Below are 18569 nucleotides of genomic sequence, written 5' to 3' on the forward strand. Positions count from 1 at the left end.
GGATATGCGGATCAGTAGTGACGCTCAGGATACATATCGTCCCACCAGGCGGGGTCGTCCTTGAGCCACTTCTGGAACCATGCCATCATCGAGCGCATCCAGATCTGCCGGCGGTGGAGCTCCATCACATGGTGATCCTCACCATAGACGCGGATCATCTCCACCGGTCGTCCGAGGATCTTGAGCGCATTGTAGAGCTGGACGCTCTCCCCGAAGGGGACATTGGTGTCAGATGTGCCATGGGTGAGGAGCAGGGGGGTGTGGATCTTGTCGGCACGGAAGAGCGGACTGTGCTTGGCATAGAGATCGGGATTATTCCATGGATAACTGTCGGTACTGGCGACCGTGCTGTATCCGATGCCCCAGGTGCCCTGTCCCCAGTAGGAGGAGAGTGCACTGATGCCGGCGTGGCTGATGGCGCAGGCAAAGAGATCCGTCTTAGTGAGGAGATACTGGGTCATAAAGCCTCCGTAGCTGGCACCGAAGCAGCCGATCCGCTTGCCATTGACATAGGGATGACTATTGACGAAGCCCTTAGTGGCAGCGATGATCTCATCAGCGGTCCGGTCACCCCAGGCATTGACATGCCTGGCTGCGTACTCCTGACCCCAGCCAATGGTACCGCTGGGATTGAGCACCAGCACGACGTAGTCCTGTGCGGCATACATCGGCTGAGAGTAGTACCAGTCAAACATCCGCCCAACGGGTGAGGTACCGCCGTAGTAGTACACCAGGAGCGGGTACTTCTTCTGAGGATCAAAGGTTGGTGGCAAGTAGAAGCGTCCCGGCACCTGACCACCATCCGGCATGGTGAAGCTCCAGTCCTGCACGCTTCCCACTTTCACATCCTTCATCCGCTCAGAGGCTATATCTCTGAGGACCGAGGAGGTGCGGCGTGTGACATCTCCCAGGTAAGCATTTGCCACTCTATTGGCACTCTCACCGACGTAAGCAAAGGTCTTGCACCGGGCATCCACAGCGTAGGATCCGACATAGTCGACACTCACCGGCAGAGGGCTGATCTTTCCGCTTGTCAGGTCGAGCGAGTAGAGCCACTGGTAGTCCCGGTCCGCGGCACGGAAGACCGCCTGCATCCGGTCCTGAGCGAGGCGGACTGACTGCACGGAGGGGGCGAAGTCCTTCGTAAAGACCTTAGCCGTCTTACTCCTCCGGTCATAGAGGTAGATATCCGTCTCGTAGGTATTTGTCGTCATACCATCGGGGAGATTGCGTCCCAGACCGCCAAAGGCATCAGGATTGCCTTGGATAAGCAACTGACCCGGCATATGGGTATAGCCAACGTAGGAGAGATCAGAAGTGGGAGCAAAGAGGGTATCGACCGCCATCGTCTCCAGATCCATCTCGTAGTAGGCAGTGGCGTAGAAGGGAGACTCCGTGACATCCTCATCCGTCACTGAGAAAATGATCTGCCTGCTGTCCGGACTAATGTCCTCCAGCCCCACAGAGCGATAGCCATAGGTCAGAGGTCGATAGTCTCGTGTGGCGAAGTCAAAGAGGTAAAGGTCATACCGAGTTCGGGGCTCCATTAGGTCCCTATGATCATCTCGACCCAGCACCCGGTCCACATAGGTGGAGTGCTTGTCACCTGTTGTCTCTCTATAGAAGATCAAGCGATCCTCACTCGGAGCCATCGTGAAGGATCCCTCAGGGATGGCCTCACAGAGGAGCTCCTCAGCACCAGTCGCCGGGTCGTAGGTCATCAGACTCCTGCCGAGGTCGGTCTGTACCGTATAGTAGAGCCGATCCGAGCGGGGCATCCAGCTACCATTGGCTACGCCATCGGGAAGGGTCCCGATGCGATGGGTCCCCTCGTAGAGCGTGGAGGAGTAATGACGCTTGAGGTCAACAATGCAGACAGAGGAGAGAATGGTGAAGCGACCACTGGGGGACATACGTACACCTGTCAGAGTCTCCCCGGTGAGCCCGAAGTCCATACTCATATACTCTACAGGATCAGTACTGAGGGAGAGGGTATGACCTGATCTCTCGGGGACGACCGACATAACCAACCTGGCCGAGTCTCTTGCCTCTATGGCAATGGACAAAGTACGCCGTGCAGAGGGATAGATGGTCAGGTCATAGTGATCCTCCTGCGGGTCAGTCAGCACTCTATTCTTCTCCCCAAGGACCTTGCCATCGAAGTAGAGCTTGTAGGGCATCGTACAGGAGACCATCAGGGAGGCCTTCTCGTACGATGTGGAGAGTATGGCGGTAGAGAGGCGGTACAGCCTGCCCCCCTCGAGGCGGATAACCGTATCCACCGGTGCGATGAAGTCCGTCAGTAAGGGGCTGTCAGGCACTACCATAGGCAGATCGGTCGAGGACGTAAAGGAGTCGCGGGACTTGCCGTAGAGATTGACACTGTCGGTCTCCATCGGAGCAGTGAGCTTTGTCACAGGGAGTGCCTGGTAGCGAAAGATGGTTAAGGTATCGGTCGGATGTGCAGCCAGTGCCTGTCCGCCCACCAGTAGAGAAAGAACTATCGGAAAGAGTACTTTCTTCATAATAGATAGGAATATGTAGTGTATTGGGTAGTAAGTCGACTTAGTGGAGCCGGGCTCAGGGCATAGAGGGAGGAGCCGGACCCGGTCATGGATGCATAAGTGGCACCGGAGTCATAGAGCTGATCCTTTACCTCAGCCAGCTCGGGATGATGGGCGAAGATGGGAACCTCAAAGTCATTGATCACAAGGTCACGCCACTCCGCCACAGGTCGCTCCAGTATCTCCTCGAGAGGCTGAGCAGGCTCCGTAATCCCTATCTCACGATAAGCCTCAGCCGTGGAGACATGGATCCCCGGAAGGACTAAGGTCAGCACCCATCCGGATAAGTCGAGAGAGAAGGGATGAAGGAGTTCCCCCACCCCGCGACCGATCTGGGCACCGGAGGTGAGGAAGAAGGGACAGTCCGCCCCCAGCCTAAGTGCCATCTCTGCCAGCCGCTCATCCGAGAGGTCAGTGGAATAGAGCTGTCTCAGCATGAGGAGCATCAAGGAGGCATCGGAGGAGCCTCCCCCCAGACCAGCACCGGTGGGGATACGCTTACGAAGGATCACCTCCAGCGGGGGAATAGCGACCCCCTCCTCGCGCATAATCTCCACAGCCCGCACGACCAGATTATGCTGCGGGTCACCAAAGCCTCCATCATCGAGGGCATCACTCTCTGCCGGCACCACCTCTAAAGCATCGCAGAGCGGGATCTTGTAGAAGAGTGTCTCCAGCTCGTGGTAGCCGTCCGGTCTCACACCGGTGACGCGGAGACCAATATTGATCTTAGCCTGAGGAAAAGCGATCATCCCTTACTTGGTCTCAAAGGTCCTCAGCAAGGCGATCTCCTCAGCCCATCGATCCGGATTGGGGGTCTCGAGGATCAGCGGGATATGATCGGTACGGGGATCGCGGATGATCCACTCAAAGGGGGCTATACCTATCTCGCCATCCCCAAGCGACTCGTGGCGGTCGACACGAGAGCCCACCCCTTTCTTGGAGTCATTGAGGTGCATGCCGCAGAGGTACTCCAGCCCGATAAGCTCCTCGTAGGACTTCATCATCGCATGATATCCCTGCTCAGTCAGGATATCATACCCTGCTGCGGTCGCATGGCAGGTGTCGATACAGACACCGACACGACTCTTATCCTCTACCGCATCGATGATCTCAGCAATCTGCTCAAAGGTGAAGCCAAGATTGGATCCCTGACCGGCGGTATTCTCGATCACCGCCTTCACACCCTCAGTTCGCTCAAGTGAGATGTTGATGCCCTCAGCGATCTGAGCCAGACACGCTGACACGGAGGTCTCTCCGAGATTGGCACCGGGGTGGAAGTTGACCATCCCCAAGCCCAGCTGCTCACACCGCTGCATCTCATCCGTAAGGGCGTGCCGGCTCTTCTTCATCACCTCCTCCCGAGGCGAGCCAAGGTTGATCAGGTAACTGGCGTGGGGCAGGACATACTGCGGCTCAAAGCCACACTCCGCCATATTGACTTTAAAGGCTTCGATGTCCTCTTCCTTCAGCGCCTTGGGGAACCACTGACGCTGGTTTCGTGTAAAGAGGGCAAAAGCATTGGCACCGATCTCCTTCGCATTCAGCGGAGCATTTTGCACCCCACCCGCACTGGAGACGTGCGCACCGATATATTTCGTCATTGTGATAGGGATTAATAGATTACTACTTCAGACTCCTCAAGTGGCACTCCATGACCCTCCACCGTAGTGCCGGTAAGGCGCATCCCACGAAGCGAATAGGCTCGGTCGAGCTTGATCTTCTGCGGGATCGGATTATTGACGATGTTTGAAAATTCGCCCCTTGCCAGCGTCTGCCAGCTCTTGCCATCCTCCGATCCCTCCAGAAGGTAGGTGAAGGGGAGTGTGGTGGCATCGCGACCCTTAGCAGGTGTATAGATAAGTCCCTGTACACTCAGCTCTTTGCCAAAGAGGATCTCCAGTGGACTAACACTCGAGACGGTCCAGCCCTGCTTGGGGAGAGGCGTAATCCCGGGCATGCCATCGACCAGCTCTGAGCTTGACAGCGGCGGCAGTATGAGGGCATTGATGTGACGAATGAAGACCGAGCTTCCACGACCCTCATCGATGACGAGACGGATCTTGCTATACTTCGCCTGTACCTCCAGCGGGAGAAGTCTCTTGTAGCCGATGGTGGTTCCCTTGGCAATCTGCGACCAAGTACCGTCGTCCATCAGACCGTCTACGTGAAACTTCTCGACTCTCTGCCCACGGGAGATGTCCTCCTGCAGAAGGATCACCCCCACCTGCATATCCGGATCAAGCTCCGTCACAACACTTCCTCCCACCTTGATCTCGTGAGCAAGATCCTCTGTAGCGGCACGCTGCTCATTGAGCTGGCGGATCCACTGCCCAAGCTCACCCACTCGCTTCACATCACGCTCATCGAGCAGTCCATCACGAGTCGGAGGAATATTGAGCAAGAGGACTGAGTTGCGCCCCACCGACTGAAGGTAGATGTCCGACAGCTGCTTTAGAGACTTCGGCTCCTCCTCCGGATGCCAAAACCATCCCGGACGGATGGATACATCCACCTCGCTCGGATACCAGTAGAGGGACCCTGCCTTGGCGAGCATCTCCCGACTGCCGAGGTCCTCTGACATAGCATTTATATCAAGTGCCTTGTAGAGGCTGTCACTCTCGGGATAGGAGTCCGGCGCGAGGATGGTGGCACTCCACTCCGTCTCGCGACCGAGACCACTCTCATTGCCCACCCAGCGGATATCCTCACCCATGATGGCACTGACGGCATTGGGCTGCAGCTTATGGATCGTGTCGAAGACCCGCTCCCAGTCGTACTCCTGTACTTTACCATTGGGACCCTCACCGCAGGCACCATCAAACCATACTTCATCAATATCGCCATAGTCCGAGAGCAACTCCGTAAGCTGAGCGATGTAGAGGTCATTGTAGTCCTTGCCGGTTCCATAGGATGCTGCATTGCGATCCCAGGGGGAGAGGTAGACACCCAGCTTCATATCATACTTCTTGCACGATGCCGACAGATCCCTCAGCACATCGCCCTCGCCATTGCGCCACGGGGAGGACTTCACCGAGTGGTCCGTGGTCTCTGTCTGCCAGAGGCAGAACCCATCGTGGTGCTTACAGGTAAGGATCACGAGGCGAAAGCCGGCATCCTTGAGGGTCTTCACCCACTGATCGGTGTCCAGATGCTCCGGGACGAAAATGGCAGGATCCTCCGTCCCATCGCCCCACTCCTGATTGGTGAATGTATTGACCCCAAAGTGGATAAAAGCGGTCAGCTCCAGCTCCTGCCACGTCTGTTGCTTCTCGGACGGGATCAGCTGCGAGGCCATTTCCACCTTCGTGTCAAGCGTAGCTCCCTCAGGGAAGTCCACTCGCTGGGTATAGTAGGTACTCTGCTTTGCTTCCTTGCAGGAGGTCAAGAGACTGAGCAGTGGAAGAGTTAGTGCTAAGAGAGCAAGTAAATTAGTTGATCGTTTCATGATATTCGGATTTCGTTCTTTGAGACATATATCGGAGAAGGACGCCAATAGCGATCAGGCAGACTATGGATATCAGCACGGAGACGATCCCAAGGGGAAGAGGGCTCCACGGCTCTGGGTTGCCACAGAGCAAGAGGAGATAGACCAGTAGATTATTCAGGGCATGCATAGGGACAGAGACCCTTATTCCTCCATAGAGAGCAGCGTAGCCCAGCAGCACCCCCATGAAGGCGCGAGACAGGAGTCCGCCCCACTCCATGTGTATCAGCGAAAAGAGCAGCGCCACCACCCACACTGCGGTATGCCCGCTCCGGGTGACCGAGAGGACCCACTGCTGCAGCACGCCGCGAAAGAGATACTCCTCAGCCAGCGGAGCAACCACTACGAGGGCTATCAACGCCAGCGTGATCCCTCCCACGCTGTGGTCAGAGATCATCATCTCGGTGGTCCGCTCCACCTGTGCCGACAAAGGAGCAAGTGCCTCAGGCTCCGGGATCATCCGCATGAGGTCCTCCAGCAAGGACGAAAGGACGAGAGCCAAGAGAGCTACTGCAAGCCCCAATGCCACTTGAGGTAGCCTCACCGACGCAAGAGGGTGAAAGAATGGACTTAGGTGCCGAGCCTTATAGTACGTATTGAGCAGAAGGGGCGGGACCCAAAAGACCAGCAGTGACGAGCAGATCTGTGAGACAAGTAAGGACTTAGTCTCCGAGAGTGATGTCATGCGGAGAGCCGGAGTGATCAGAAAGGAGAACACTCCCGCCATAATCAGCATCACCGCAAAGAGGAAGACCAACTGGCTGAAGCGGGCTCTGCTCTGCAGGTCGTATGTGGGATGGATAGTCATGCGCAGATGGTTAAGACCCCGAGCGAGGGAACAGACTTAGCAAAGCTTGACGAGTGTCCGCTCCGGTGTGGTGAGGCACTCCAGCCCATCGGGCAGCACGAGGTAAGTGTCCTCAATCCCAAGCGCCCCGACACCGGGAAGGATGATCTTGGGCTCAAAGGCGATCACCATACCCTCCTCCAGCACACCCGGCCAGCGACCGGTGAGGATCGGGAGCTCATTGATCTCCAGCCCGACGCCATGCCCCACGTAGCGGGCTCTCAGCTCATCTCCCATAAAGTGATCTGCCACTCCGAATTGCTCCGCCAGGTGAAGGCAATGATTGTAGATCTCACCTATGGGGAAGCCGGGCTCTCCCACCTCCTCAAGCCACTCGTGCATACGTAGCGAGATCTCGTGGCAGCGGAAAGCCTCATCGGGAAGAGTACCCACATAGTAGGTCCGCGTGCAGTCCGACTGATACTGGGTGTAATCACCCGCCAAGTCCACCATCACCGACTCACCTGATCGGATGACGTGTCCAGCAGCTCCAAGTGGGAAGGAAGCCACTCCCCTACCGCCCATCGTAAAGTCGTAGGGGGAGGCGCAGGAGGCGTTGTCCCCGGCGATGACACTGCCTGAGAAGCTCTCCATCTGCGTCCCAAAGGTGCGGAAGAGACCGACCCAGCCACGCTTACGCATCTCATACTCGAGAGCAAACTGCCACTCCAGGTCAGTCATACCCGGCTCGTAGAGCTGCGGGGCAATCTCATAGATCTCAGAGTGACGAGCAGCGGTCTCCCTGATCAAGCGTATCTCACCCGGCGTCTTAGTCATACGCACCTGCCGCAGCAGAGCACCGGCATCGACGGAGCTGACGCCTGAGGGAGAGAGCTTGCTCAGCCGCTCGTAATCCAACTCTGTGAGGTAGCTCTTCTCGAGGGCTGTCCCCTTATCAATGCGATATCCAAGTAACTCGAGCTCAGCAGGGATATGCTCCGGCTTCCGCACCGGGATCACCCTTGCTGGATCATAGTCTGAGAGCCGGTTGCCGGTTCGGTCAGGGAAGAAGACGGGGTCACCCACTCCCGGCACGTAAACCCAGCCGGAGACTACGCTTCCGGTGAGGTACAGCTGGGATGGGATGCTCCGCAGGAGGAGGCTCTCGCAGCCCTCTGCGGCCATAGCTTGTCTGATCTTTGCGAGCCTACAGCTCAGCTCTTCGTGAGACAGTGACATAGATCTATTTCTTGTGTAGTATTCAAATTGCGGGTACACGGACCACTCCAAGTGATCCTACGACTGTACTAAGATACCAAAGTTTGCCTTAAAGGCTCTTGTCCGCTAATCAAAGGGCAAAGAATGGGGCTGAAAAATAGTTCGGGCAACAGTGTCTGAAATTTGCCAGCTAATATGCAATTTAAGAGGTCCTATAGCATATCGAAACGGGGTCTATACTTGGTGAAAACGGGCCCGTTTCGATTAGGAATTAGCCGTCAGGCTCTTGGGTGACACCGGAGTGCCATTCACCGGCACCGGAGTGCCACCCGTCCGGTCCTCGAGTGCCATTCGTCCGGGACTCGACCCAAGGCTCTGCCTTCAATTACTAATTACTGATTTAGTCCGTTATACTTTGACAGCCCTCCTTTTATCTCGAGTGTGCGAGTCCCACCACGGGTCCTCGATGGGGCGAATGATGCCGGCGAGGGCGAGGTGCTCCTCCCTCTTCTCCACCGAGTCGGTCTCGAGGCACTCGAGACTGGGGTAGAGGGATCACTATGAAGCAAAAAGAGCCGAAGCACTGCCCTGACGTCAGGAAGTACTCCGGCTCTTTGTTTCTTTAGGTTGCTTCTCTTATCGAGAGCGAGTAAAATCAGCTTTGGTCACTTACGTACCATCAGTCTTCGGTGGCCTCTTCGTCCTCGGGGTCCAGCCCCTTCACATCCTCATCGAGGAAGTGAGACAAGTCGTTGCCCTCGGCATCTGTCAGCTCATAGTCGATCATCCCAATGGACTGGTCGGGGAGCACGTCGATGCCCTTCCCATAGGAGGTCCTCCAAGTGGAGAGGAGAGACTTGGTACCCATTAGCCCCAAGAATCCCTTGCCCTGACGATCGCGAATATAGGCAGCGACATAGGGATGGACGTGAAGCGTCAGTGTCCTGATGCCCTCCTCCTGAGTCAGCTGCTTGATCATCTGCTCAAGCTTGTCTGTGAAGAAGAGCGTAGGCTGCACCTTGCCGGTGCCTAAGCAGGTGGGACAGGTTTCTTGCGTCTCCACGATCATAGCCTGGCGGACCCTCTGACGAGTAATCTGCATGAGGCCAAACTTCGTGAGTGGCAGGACTGTATGCTTGGCTCGGTCATTGGTCATACACTGGATCATATGGTCATAGAGCTTCTGCCTATTGGCAGCCTCAGCCATATCGATGAAGTCGATGACGATGATGCCTCCCAAGTCCCTCAGTCTCATCTGACGGGCGATCTCCTCGGCGGCAGATAGATTGACGTCTACTGCGGTATCCTCTTGCTGAGAGGATCCTCGTGCACGATTGCCACTATTGACATCGATGACATGCATCGCCTCAGTCTGCTCTATATACAGGTATGCTCCCTGACGGTAAGTAACGATCTTACCGAAGAGGTGCTTGACCTGACGAGTGATGTCGAAGTGATCAAAGATGGGGTTACGCCCATCGTAAAACCGCACTATCTCACCCTTTCCGGGATCGATGAGGTCAACGTAGTCCGTTACCTCCCGCACCATGCTCTGATCATTGACGTAGACTTCCTTCAGAGAGGAGTCGTATGTGTCCCTAAGGAGACTGATCACGCGATTGGTCTCCTCGTGGAGCATCTGCCAGGGCTTGCCGTCTAAGGAGGGCGAGGGATTATTCCTACCATTGCCCTGCCCTTTCTTCCGAGAGTTGGAGGGCGGTACAGCAGTATTGAGGCTTGCGACAGTGGAGTCCCACTTCTTGATCAGGCTACGGAGCTCATGGTCCAGCTCAGCCACCTTGACGCCCTCGGCAGAGGTCCTGACGATGACTGTCACATTCTTGGGCTTGATGCTGAGGACCAGTTGCTTGAGCCTATTTCGCTCGGCCTTGCTCCCAATCTTCTGGGAGACAGAGACCTTGTCGGCAAAGGGGATGAGGACCAGATAGCGACCGGCAAAGGAGAGCTCTGCCGAGAGCCGCGGGCCCTTGGTAGAGATGGCCTCCTTGGTGATCTGTACCATCACCTCATCACCGGCCTTGAGCTGATCGGCGATGTCCCCGGTCTTGGGGATCGGTTTCTCTAGTTTTACTCGCTCGGGAGAAAAGCTCTTACCATACTTACGCTGCGCGCTGAGGAAGCTCTGAGCTGTCAGGAAGCTGCTACCCAGATCACGATAGTGGAGGAAGGCTTGCCTCTGATGCCCAATGTCGACAAAAGCCGCATTGAGCCCGGGCATCACCTTCTTCACCGTGCCGAGATAGATATCTCCCACCGAGAAAGAGATGTTTTGCTTCTCTCTCCGGAGCTCCACCAGTCTACGATCCTCGAGGACCGCGATGAGGACCTCCTTAGGTCGCACATCGATGACAAGTTGACTTTTCACACGAGTAAATTTAATCATCCGGCTACGGCCGCAAAGCCGGTAGCCTATTAATAAAAAACAAGAGCGAGCCTACATGAGCATGCGACTAAAAAAACCGCTTCCCGTAGAGACTCACTCTCAAAACCATTCAAGGCGTAAAATGAGCACACTGTACTCTCAGCTGTCAGATCTCGATGCGAGATCGAAGTCAGAGATACATGGTAGAGCGATCACTTATTCTTCTTGTGACGGTTCTTTCTCAGTCTCTTCTTACGCTTGTGAGTAGACATTTTATGTCTCTTCTTCTTTCTCCCGTTTGGCATAATATTTACGTTTAAAATTGAAAGTACTTAGTCGGCAGCCGTAGACTACGACCGCTGAGCGATATCATTACTTATTCTTGTCGACCTTCTCAGCGAAAGTCTTAGAAGGCTTAAAGGTGGGGACCCTACGAGCAGGGAGCTGGATGGTCGTATTCTTACTGATGTTACGAGCGGTCTTGGCTGCTCTCTCCTTGACGACGAAACTGCCAAAGCCACGCAAGTAGACGTTCTCCTGATTGATCATAGTCTCCTTGATCACATCCATAGCCGACTCGATCGTAGTCATGACAAGCTTGCGCTCGATACCGGTCTTCTTGGAAACCTCATTGACAAGGTCTGCTTTTATCATAATATGCTGCTATAAATTTTGGATTACTACTACGCTAATCCCACCCCGCTTCTCCAAGCCTCTACGCAAAGAGTATGCAAAGATACACCTTTTTACCCTTTCCCCCTAACTATTTCGCCTCCCATCTATGTCGTAACTTGTTAGCTATCACTATAAATTCAGACTTCCGCCCCATAATATCTTAACCCTTTTTGGGCACCAGGCAGGAAGGGGCAACAAGCAGGAGGGGGTGCACCCGATCGACCGGATGCACCCCCTCAGATGGGTAATTAATTGATTGCCTGATTACTTCGGATCACAGAAGTAAGCCTCGTCGGGAAGCGCCTTAAGCGGCTCTCCCTTATCAAAGCGACTCATATAGGGTCTCTGGTCATAGAATCCACTGGGCCAGTTTCCGATAAAGTCCAGCACCTGAGTAAAGCGGATCTTATGCAGACCCTTACTCAGAGCAAGGGTCACATCAGAGTGCGTATTGCGCTTGCAGAGACCGCCATTGTCGATGATGAGGTCACCATCGAGCCAGAGGCGGTCGCTATTGCAGCGGATGCGGTAGATGCCATCCTCGGGGATCATCACATAGCCGGAGTAATCCTGAGCGTTCCAGTTGACGTTACTCATCAGGTGCTCCTCCATATCCTCCTTGTAGACCCTCTCTCCGCTCTCGCTGAGCTTCACACCATGGAGGTGGATGGCATCATCACCGGAGTAAGACTCAAGGTCGTCAGAGGACTTGAGCTGCTTGCGGACTGTCGTCAGGTCGAGACCTGCCTCGTATCCGTCAGCAGTGTCAGAGACGGCGGGCGCATAGTCCTGATGACGTATCGTGATGACGCGCACTGGGCTCATAGCGCCACTCTGGGTCAGGGTGCGGATCCTGAGCTCCGTATCGGAGGAGAAGGTCAGCGGCTCAGTGTACTCCTGAGCACTACCCTCCACGGGATCGGTACCGTCAGTAGTGTAGATGATCTTGTATACCGGATAGACAGTCCCAAAGGGGATCGTGACGCTCTCACCGGTAAAGGTCACACAGTCGATGCTCCGATTGTCGGGCTGCTCAGGCTGAGGGATAAAGTAATTGTAGTCGTGGAGTCCGAGACGGGCGGTAAAGTTCTCGAGACGACCGACAAAGTCGTCAAAGTTCTTCTGCTCGACTGGAGTCCAAGCTACCTCAGCAATCGCTGCCATACGGGGCTGCGCCATATACTGGGCGTGATGACCATCGGGGATATACTCCGACCAGTTATTGCCCTGCACCCCGAGGATGTGGGGTGCCATCTCAGCAGTGATGTGCTCGGAGATGGGCACGTAGGCGTACACTTGAGGCAGCGTCGAGCGGCAGCAGAGAGCAACCGGCTCCACATTGGGATCACCCTGGTAGTAATCGAGGTAAAAGCCGTGAGAGGAGGGGGTCATGATCACATCATGACCGGCCTTGGCAGCATTGATACCGCCCTCCTCGCCACGCCACGACATGATCGTAGCATTCTCCGGGATACCACCCTCGAGGATCTCATCCCAGCCGATCATCCGCTTGCCGTGCTCACTGAGGAAGGTCCCGATCTGGGAGATAAACCAGCTCTGCAGCTCATCCTCATCCTTAAGTCCCTGCTCGCGGATACGCTTCTGGCAATTGGGGCAGCGCTTCCACTCCGTCTTGGGAGCCTCATCGCCACCGATGTGGATGAAGTCGGTGTGGAAGAGGGGCATCACCTCCGTCAGTACGTCCTTGTAAAACTCAATCGAGGAGTCCTTGCCGGCACATATCACCTCATTGGAGATGCCCCAGATGTTACGCACCTCGTAGGGGAAGTCCTCCCCCTTGCATCCAAGCCAGGGGTAAGCTGAGAGTGCAGAGACGGCGTGACCGGGCAGCTCGATCTCGGGAATAATCTCCACGAATCGAGCATCAGCATAGGCGACGAGATCCTTGATCTCCTCCTGCGTGTAGAAGTAGGGACCATAGGTCGAGCCATCACCCTCAGTACGCACAGCACCCACCTCAGTGAGGCGGGGATACTTCTTAATCTCAATGCGCCATCCCTGATCCTCGGTGAGGTGGAAGTGCAGCTTATTGATCTTGAGCATAGAGAGGACATCGATGGTCTTCTTCACGTCATCTATCGTCTGGAAGTGACGACACGGATCCACGTGCTGACCACGGTAGCTGAATTGCGGATAGTCCACAATGCTGACATAGGGGATGGTCCAGCTCTTGGCATTGACCTTGGAGGAACTCTCGATCTCAGCCGGGAAGAGCTGGAGGAGAGACTGCATACCCCAGAAGGCACCGCGGGTGGTGGATGCTTGGATCAGGACACCACCGTCAGAGGTGACGTCGAGAGTGTATCCCTCCTCGTGAGGGATCACCTCGTCAGTCACGATGACGAAGCGGATCTCCTTGGCGGGGTTACTGCTCGTGGGCTCCACGGACAGATCGTATCCGGTGGAGCTTGCGATCTTGTCCCTGAGGAAGTCAGTGACAATGGCAAGACTCTCGTCTGCGATAATCTTAGTCGAAGAGGTCAGTGTCCAGCGACCCTGCTCATGGCCCATATTCACTTTTACCGGTTGAGGTATGATGTGTATCCCCTGATTGTAGGGAGCCTCGTCGAGAGACTTTTCCACACCATTACCACAACCGGAAAAGAGAAGCATGCCGGCAAAAGCCACGACTACATGCTTGATGAATCTCATTAAGTCGATATTAAATGTGCTTAAGTTACAGATAGATTAGTCGCGATCCTCCCAGACGTTCAGAGGACGATCCTCCATCAGCTCATTGACCTGAGAGCGGACCTTCTTGATCACCTCCTCGCTGGTAGGATTGCTGAGGATCTCATCGATCCAGTGTACGACGGTCTTGAAGTCTCCCTCCTTCAGTCCACGGGTCGTGGCTGCAGGGCTTCCGATGCGGATACCGCTCGTCTTGGCAGGGGTACGATCATCGAAGGGGACCATATTCTTATTGGCCGTGATGTCAGCCTTCACCAGCGCATCCTCGGCCTCCTTACCGGTCAGCTCGGGGAACTTCTTGCGGAGGTCCAGCAGCACCAGGTGGTTGTCAGTACCGCCAGAGACCACGTCATAGCCCAGCTCAAGGAAGGTATTTGCCATGGTTACCGCATTGGCATGCACCTGAGTCTGGTAGGTCTTGAAGGAAGGCTGCAGAGCCTCGTAGAAGGCAACCGCCTTGGCAGCAATCACGTGCTCCAGAGGTCCACCCTGTACACCGGGGAAGACGGCAGAGTTGATCAGCTCTGACATCATCTTGACGCGACCCTTCTTGGTAGCCTTGCCCCAGGGGTTCTCAAAGTCCTTACCCATCAAGATGATACCACCACGCGGACCTCTCAGGGTCTTGTGGGTCGTAGAGGTAACGATGTGGGCGTACTTCACCGGATTGGCGAGGAGGCCGGCAGCGATGAGACCTGCAGGGTGAGCCATATCGATCATGAGGATGGCACCGACGCTATCAGCGATCTCGCGCATACGCTTGTAGTCCCACTCGCGAGAGTAGGCAGAGGCACCACCGACGATCAGCTTCGGGTGGGTCTCCTTAGCCTTGCGCTCCATATCATCGTAGTCTACGCGACCATCCTCCTTGCGCACACCGTAAGCTACGGGGTGGTAGAGGATACCGGAGGCATTAACGAGCGAGCCGTGGGTCAGGTGACCACCATGGTCGAGGTTGAGACCCATAAAGGTGTCGCCGGCATTGAGGCAAGCCTGGAAGACAGACATATTGGCCTGAGCACCGGAGTGAGGCTGCACGTTGGCATACTCTGCATCGTAGAGCTTCTTGATGCGATCGATGGCCAGCTGCTCGCTCTGGTCGACGATCTGGCAGCCACCATAGTAACGCTTGCCGGGATAGCCCTCAGCGTACTTATTAGTCATGATGCTGCCCATAGCGCGGAGTACCTCCTCGCTGACGAAGTTCTCTGATGCGATCAGCTCCACTCCGCGCTTCTGGCGCAGACGCTCCTGGTCGATCAGGTCAAAAATCTGTTGATCTCTTTTCATGATGAAAAAGGTTGAAATTTTATTGGTTTACAGTAGTTTACTTCGAGATATGGAAACGTCCACTCCCCTATGCAAATCTAAAGATAATTAGCGAGCTTAACAATGTAATTCTCCTCCATCACGGGGCAACACATGAGGATCGCATGGAAATCACTCGAGTAAGGGAGTAATCCACCCGCGAGAGCGTCCGCTCCACAGGCATTTCGGACTAATATGCTATAGTCTCGGAGCTATCAGCGTACCAAAGCGCTCGCCACGGCCCGCTTAGCAGCTAGTCTGTGACACTCGCACCCGCGCCAAAAGTGTCGGGATAAATCAGCCTAGACTTCAGGGTCAAATCCTTTACCGATATTAGACTTCACCAATACCGATATTAGCAATCTCTAATATCGGTATTAGAATGACGGCTGAGGGAGGGTGCATTAGAGGGCCAACAGACCTGTGTATGACCGCATCCGTAGGGATACACACTCCTCACATATCAGGCGAGCAAGAGAGTGTGGTGCCCCGGTGTGTGCCTCCTCATCAAGATCCACCCCGATATGGAGCGCCTGACTGCTTTCTGCAAAGCCTTAATGCGCCTCCCTACCCTCACTAAGTCATAGGCTGAGGTGCAAAAAAAGGAGAGACTCTCGCAAGGGGAGCCTCTCCTTAGGATATAAACGATCCGGATAGCTACTATCAGTCGATCTGACCGAACTTAGCCTTAATGAATTCGCGATTGAGACGGGCGATATTGGAGATCGATATGCTCTTCGGGCACTCCATCTCACAAGCACGGGTGTTGGTGCAGTTACCGAAGCCCAGCTCGTCCATCTTGGCCACCATAGCGCGAGCGCGCTTCTTGGCCTCAACCCTACCCTGCGGGAGGAGAGCAAATTGGCTCACCTTGGCACTGACGAAGAGCATCGCGGAGCCATTCTTGCACGCTGCGACACACGCACCACAGCCGATGCAGGAGGCGGCATCGATAGCCAGCTCAGAGTTAACCCTCGATACAGGGATCGCATTGCCATCAGGGGCGGAGCCGGCGTTCATCGAGATGAAGCCTCCGGCCTGCTGGATCTTGTCAAAAGAGGAGCGGTCCACCATCAGGTCACGGATGACCGGGAAGCCTGCAGAGCGCCACGGCTCTACGGTAATGGTGTCACCACTCTTCCAGTTACGCATATAGAGCTGGCAGGTGGTTGCTCCGGGGAGGAGACCATGGGGGTGACCATCCACATACATAGAGCAGGCGCCACAGATACCCTCGCGGCAGTCATTATCATAGACAACCGGGTCCTTGCCCTCGCGGATGAGCTGATCATTGAGCATATCGATCATCTCGAGGAAGGAAGCGTTCTCATCGACATGCTTCACCTCGTAGGTCTCGAAGTGACCCTTCTCATGACGGTTCCGCTGACGCCAAACCTTAACTTTAATGTCAATAAACTTATCCATAATCTTAAGTGTGCGTCGTCTCTATTATGCCTTCTTGTAATTACGTGTCTGAGGCACTACATACTGGTAGTTAAGATCCTCCTTATACATCACTGGGGGTGTATTCTCGCCGGTGTAAGCCCAGCAAGATACATAGCTGAAGTCCTTATCGTTGCGGAGTGCCTCATTCTCATCCGTCTGGTACTCCTCTCTGAAGTGGGCGCCACAGGACTCCTTACGGTCAAGCGCATCGTGAGCGATCAGCTTACCCATCTCGATGAAGTCAGCGAGACGCCAAGCCTTCTCCAGCTCGGTATTGAGATCCTCGATCTCACCGGGGATGCGGACGCGGGTCCAGAAGGTCTTGGTCAGCTCATCAAGCTTGCGGAGACCCTCCTTGAGGCTCGCCTCATTTCGGCTCATGCCGCAGTGCTCCCAGAGGATGGCACCAAGCTTCTTATGGATGTCGTCGACGGTCAGGTCGCCCTTGATATCCATCAGCTTCTTCTCACGCTCATATACCTCCTTCTCTGCAGCCTCAAACTCAGGTGCATTGGTGTCTACATGACCCAGCTCGATCTGGTCAGCGAGGTAATTCTGCATCGTGTAGGGCAGCACGAAGAAGCCGTCTGCCAATCCCTGCATGAGAGCAGAGGCACCGAGGCGGTTGGCTCCGTGGTCGGAGTAGTTACACTCACCGATGGCGAAGAGACCGGGGATAGTAGTCTGCAGCTCGTAGTCTACCCAGAGACCACCCATGGTAAAGTGGACAGCAGGGAAGATCTCCATCGGGTAGGTGTACGCATCCACATCCGTGATCAGCTTGTACATATCGAAGAGGTTGCCATACTTGGCAGTGATCGCCTCCCTTCCCAGTCGCTGGATCGGCTCGGAGAAGTCAAGGTAAACAGCCTCTCCCGTGCCGACACCATAGCCGGCATCACAGCGCTCCTTAGCAGCACGAGAGGCCACATCACGAGGTACGAGATTACCAAATGCCGGGTAGCGACGCTCGAGATAGTAGTCACGATCCTCCTCAGGGATGTCGAGGGCGGTCTTCGTGCGATTTCGGATCGCCTCCGCATCCTCCTTTTTCTTAGGTACCCAGATGCGCCCGTCATTGCGGAGAGACTCTGACATAAGGGTCAGCTTGGACTGGTAGTCACCCTGCTTGGGGATACAGGTCGGGTGGATCTGTACCATACAGGGGTTGGCGAAGTATGCGCCCTTCTTGTAGCAGAGCCATGCTGCAGAGCCATTGCAGGCGAGAGCGTTGGTGGTCAGGAAGTAGGCATTGCCATAGCCGCCGGTTGCGACGACAACAGCGTGAGCACCAAAGCGCTCGAGCTTGCCGGTGACGAGATTACGGGCGATGATACCACGTGCACGACCATCAATAATGACGAGGTCGACCATCTCATAGCGAGCGTACATCTCTACGTGACCGAGCCCTACCTGGCGCATCAGTCCGGAGTAGGCTCCGAGGAGGAGCTGCTGACCGGTCTGCCCTCTGGAGTAGAAGGTCCTGGAGACGAGCGTACCGCCGAAGGAGCGATTGGCGAGCGTGCCACCATACTCACGGGCAAAGGGGACACCCATAGCCACACACTGATCGATAATATCAGCAGAGACCTCAGCGAGACGATGGACATTAGCCTCACGAGAGCGGTAGTCACCACCCTTGATGGTATCGTAGAAGAGACGGTAGACAGAGTCACCATCGTTCTGATAATTCTTCGCCGCATTGATACCTCCCTGAGCGGCTACAGAGTGAGCGCGACGGGGGCTATCGGTGATGCAGAAGGACTTGACATGAAAGCCCAGCTCAGCCAGCGAAGACGCGGCGGAAGCACCGGCGAGACCGGTTCCCACGACGATGATATCGAGCTTACGCTTATTGGCGGGGTTGACCAGCTTCTGATGACCCTTGTAATTGGTCCACTTCTCGGCAAGGGGACCCTCAGGGATCTTGGCGTCCAGCTTCTTCTCGAGATTTATATCTTGTGTAGACATAGTCATTCTTATCTATTT

At 55.2% G+C, this 18569-nt stretch carries 12 protein-coding genes; all 12 read right to left on the bottom strand.

Annotation, left to right across the window (positions count from 1 at the left end; translation table 11 throughout):
- Nucleotides 1-11: 11 nt before the first annotated feature.
- The 12 genes from QZR17_RS01670 to QZR17_RS01725 all read right to left on the bottom strand — a co-directional run bounded on the left by QZR17_RS01670 (nucleotide 12) and on the right by QZR17_RS01725 (nucleotide 18551).
- Nucleotides 12-2525 (bottom strand): prolyl oligopeptidase family serine peptidase, encoded by a 2514-nt coding sequence (locus QZR17_RS01670; protein ID WP_297126822.1) that lies wholly within the window; start codon nucleotides 2523-2525, stop codon nucleotides 12-14.
- Complete coding sequence (gene ispE / locus QZR17_RS01675) at nucleotides 2522-3316, bottom strand: 4-(cytidine 5'-diphospho)-2-C-methyl-D-erythritol kinase (protein ID WP_297126825.1); 795 nt, start codon at nucleotides 3314-3316, stop codon at nucleotides 2522-2524. Before ispE ends, QZR17_RS01670 begins: the two co-directional genes overlap by 4 nt.
- Nucleotides 3317-3319: 3 nt before the next feature.
- The gene (gene nfo, locus QZR17_RS01680) at nucleotides 3320-4168 is read right to left on the bottom strand and encodes a deoxyribonuclease IV (protein WP_296119432.1); all 849 of its coding nucleotides are present in this window, start codon (nucleotides 4166-4168) and stop codon (nucleotides 3320-3322) included.
- Nucleotides 4169-4179: 11 nt separating this feature from the next.
- Nucleotides 4180-6012, bottom strand: coding sequence for an alpha-L-fucosidase (locus tag QZR17_RS01685; RefSeq protein ID WP_297126828.1), 1833 nt, complete (start codon nucleotides 6010-6012; stop codon nucleotides 4180-4182).
- Nucleotides 5996-6859: a CPBP family intramembrane glutamic endopeptidase gene (locus QZR17_RS01690; RefSeq protein WP_297126830.1), complete on the bottom strand. Its 864-nt coding sequence runs from the start codon at nucleotides 6857-6859 to the stop codon at nucleotides 5996-5998. Before QZR17_RS01690 ends, QZR17_RS01685 begins: the two co-directional genes overlap by 17 nt.
- A gap of 36 nt (nucleotides 6860-6895) precedes the next feature.
- Nucleotides 6896-8077, bottom strand: a complete 1182-nt coding sequence (locus tag QZR17_RS01695) for a Xaa-Pro peptidase family protein (protein ID WP_297126833.1) — start codon at nucleotides 8075-8077, stop codon at nucleotides 6896-6898.
- A gap of 658 nt (nucleotides 8078-8735) precedes the next feature.
- Nucleotides 8736-10442 (bottom strand): Rne/Rng family ribonuclease, encoded by a 1707-nt coding sequence (locus tag QZR17_RS01700; RefSeq protein ID WP_297126836.1) that lies wholly within the window; start codon nucleotides 10440-10442, stop codon nucleotides 8736-8738.
- A gap of 369 nt (nucleotides 10443-10811) precedes the next feature.
- Nucleotides 10812-11093, bottom strand: a complete 282-nt coding sequence (locus QZR17_RS01705; protein ID WP_070467117.1) for an HU family DNA-binding protein — start codon at nucleotides 11091-11093, stop codon at nucleotides 10812-10814.
- 285 nt (nucleotides 11094-11378) lie between these two features.
- Complete coding sequence (locus QZR17_RS01710) at nucleotides 11379-13787, bottom strand: family 20 glycosylhydrolase (protein ID WP_297126840.1); 2409 nt, start codon at nucleotides 13785-13787, stop codon at nucleotides 11379-11381.
- Nucleotides 13788-13823: 36 nt separating this feature from the next.
- Nucleotides 13824-15116 carry a serine hydroxymethyltransferase gene (gene glyA, locus QZR17_RS01715; RefSeq protein ID WP_297126844.1) on the bottom strand — a complete coding sequence of 431 codons (1293 nt, stop codon included), beginning with the start codon at nucleotides 15114-15116 and terminating at the stop codon, nucleotides 13824-13826.
- Between the two features lie 681 nt (nucleotides 15117-15797).
- On the bottom strand, nucleotides 15798-16559 hold the full coding sequence (locus QZR17_RS01720; RefSeq protein ID WP_297126847.1) for a succinate dehydrogenase/fumarate reductase iron-sulfur subunit: 762 nt from the start codon (nucleotides 16557-16559) through the stop codon (nucleotides 15798-15800).
- A 24-nt stretch (nucleotides 16560-16583) separates the two neighbouring features.
- On the bottom strand, nucleotides 16584-18551 hold the full coding sequence (locus QZR17_RS01725) for a fumarate reductase/succinate dehydrogenase flavoprotein subunit (RefSeq protein ID WP_297126849.1): 1968 nt from the start codon (nucleotides 18549-18551) through the stop codon (nucleotides 16584-16586).
- Nucleotides 18552-18569 lie beyond the last annotated feature (18 nt).

Source organism: uncultured Porphyromonas sp., assembly GCF_900541275.1.
Taxonomy (GTDB): Bacteria; Bacteroidota; Bacteroidia; order Bacteroidales; family Porphyromonadaceae; genus Porphyromonas_A.

Coding starts and splice junctions, on each gene's coding strand:
- nfo (WP_296119432.1), bottom strand. CDS start 4,168: ATGACGAAATATATCGGTGCGCACGTCTCCAGTGCGGGTGGGGTGCAA.
- QZR17_RS01695 (WP_297126833.1), bottom strand. CDS start 8,077: ATGTCACTGTCTCACGAAGAGCTGAGCTGTAGGCTCGCAAAGATCAGA.
- QZR17_RS01710 (WP_297126840.1), bottom strand. CDS start 13,787: ATGAGATTCATCAAGCATGTAGTCGTGGCTTTTGCCGGCATGCTTCTC.
- QZR17_RS01720 (WP_297126847.1), bottom strand. CDS start 16,559: ATGGATAAGTTTATTGACATTAAAGTTAAGGTTTGGCGTCAGCGGAAC.
- QZR17_RS01685 (WP_297126828.1), bottom strand. CDS start 6,012: ATGAAACGATCAACTAATTTACTTGCTCTCTTAGCACTAACTCTTCCA.
- QZR17_RS01705 (WP_070467117.1), bottom strand. CDS start 11,093: ATGATAAAAGCAGACCTTGTCAATGAGGTTTCCAAGAAGACCGGTATC.
- glyA (WP_297126844.1), bottom strand. CDS start 15,116: ATGAAAAGAGATCAACAGATTTTTGACCTGATCGACCAGGAGCGTCTG.
- QZR17_RS01690 (WP_297126830.1), bottom strand. CDS start 6,859: ATGACTATCCATCCCACATACGACCTGCAGAGCAGAGCCCGCTTCAGC.
- ispE (WP_297126825.1), bottom strand. CDS start 3,316: ATGATCGCTTTTCCTCAGGCTAAGATCAATATTGGTCTCCGCGTCACC.
- QZR17_RS01670 (WP_297126822.1), bottom strand. CDS start 2,525: ATGAAGAAAGTACTCTTTCCGATAGTTCTTTCTCTACTGGTGGGCGGA.
- QZR17_RS01725 (WP_297126849.1), bottom strand. CDS start 18,551: ATGTCTACACAAGATATAAATCTCGAGAAGAAGCTGGACGCCAAGATC.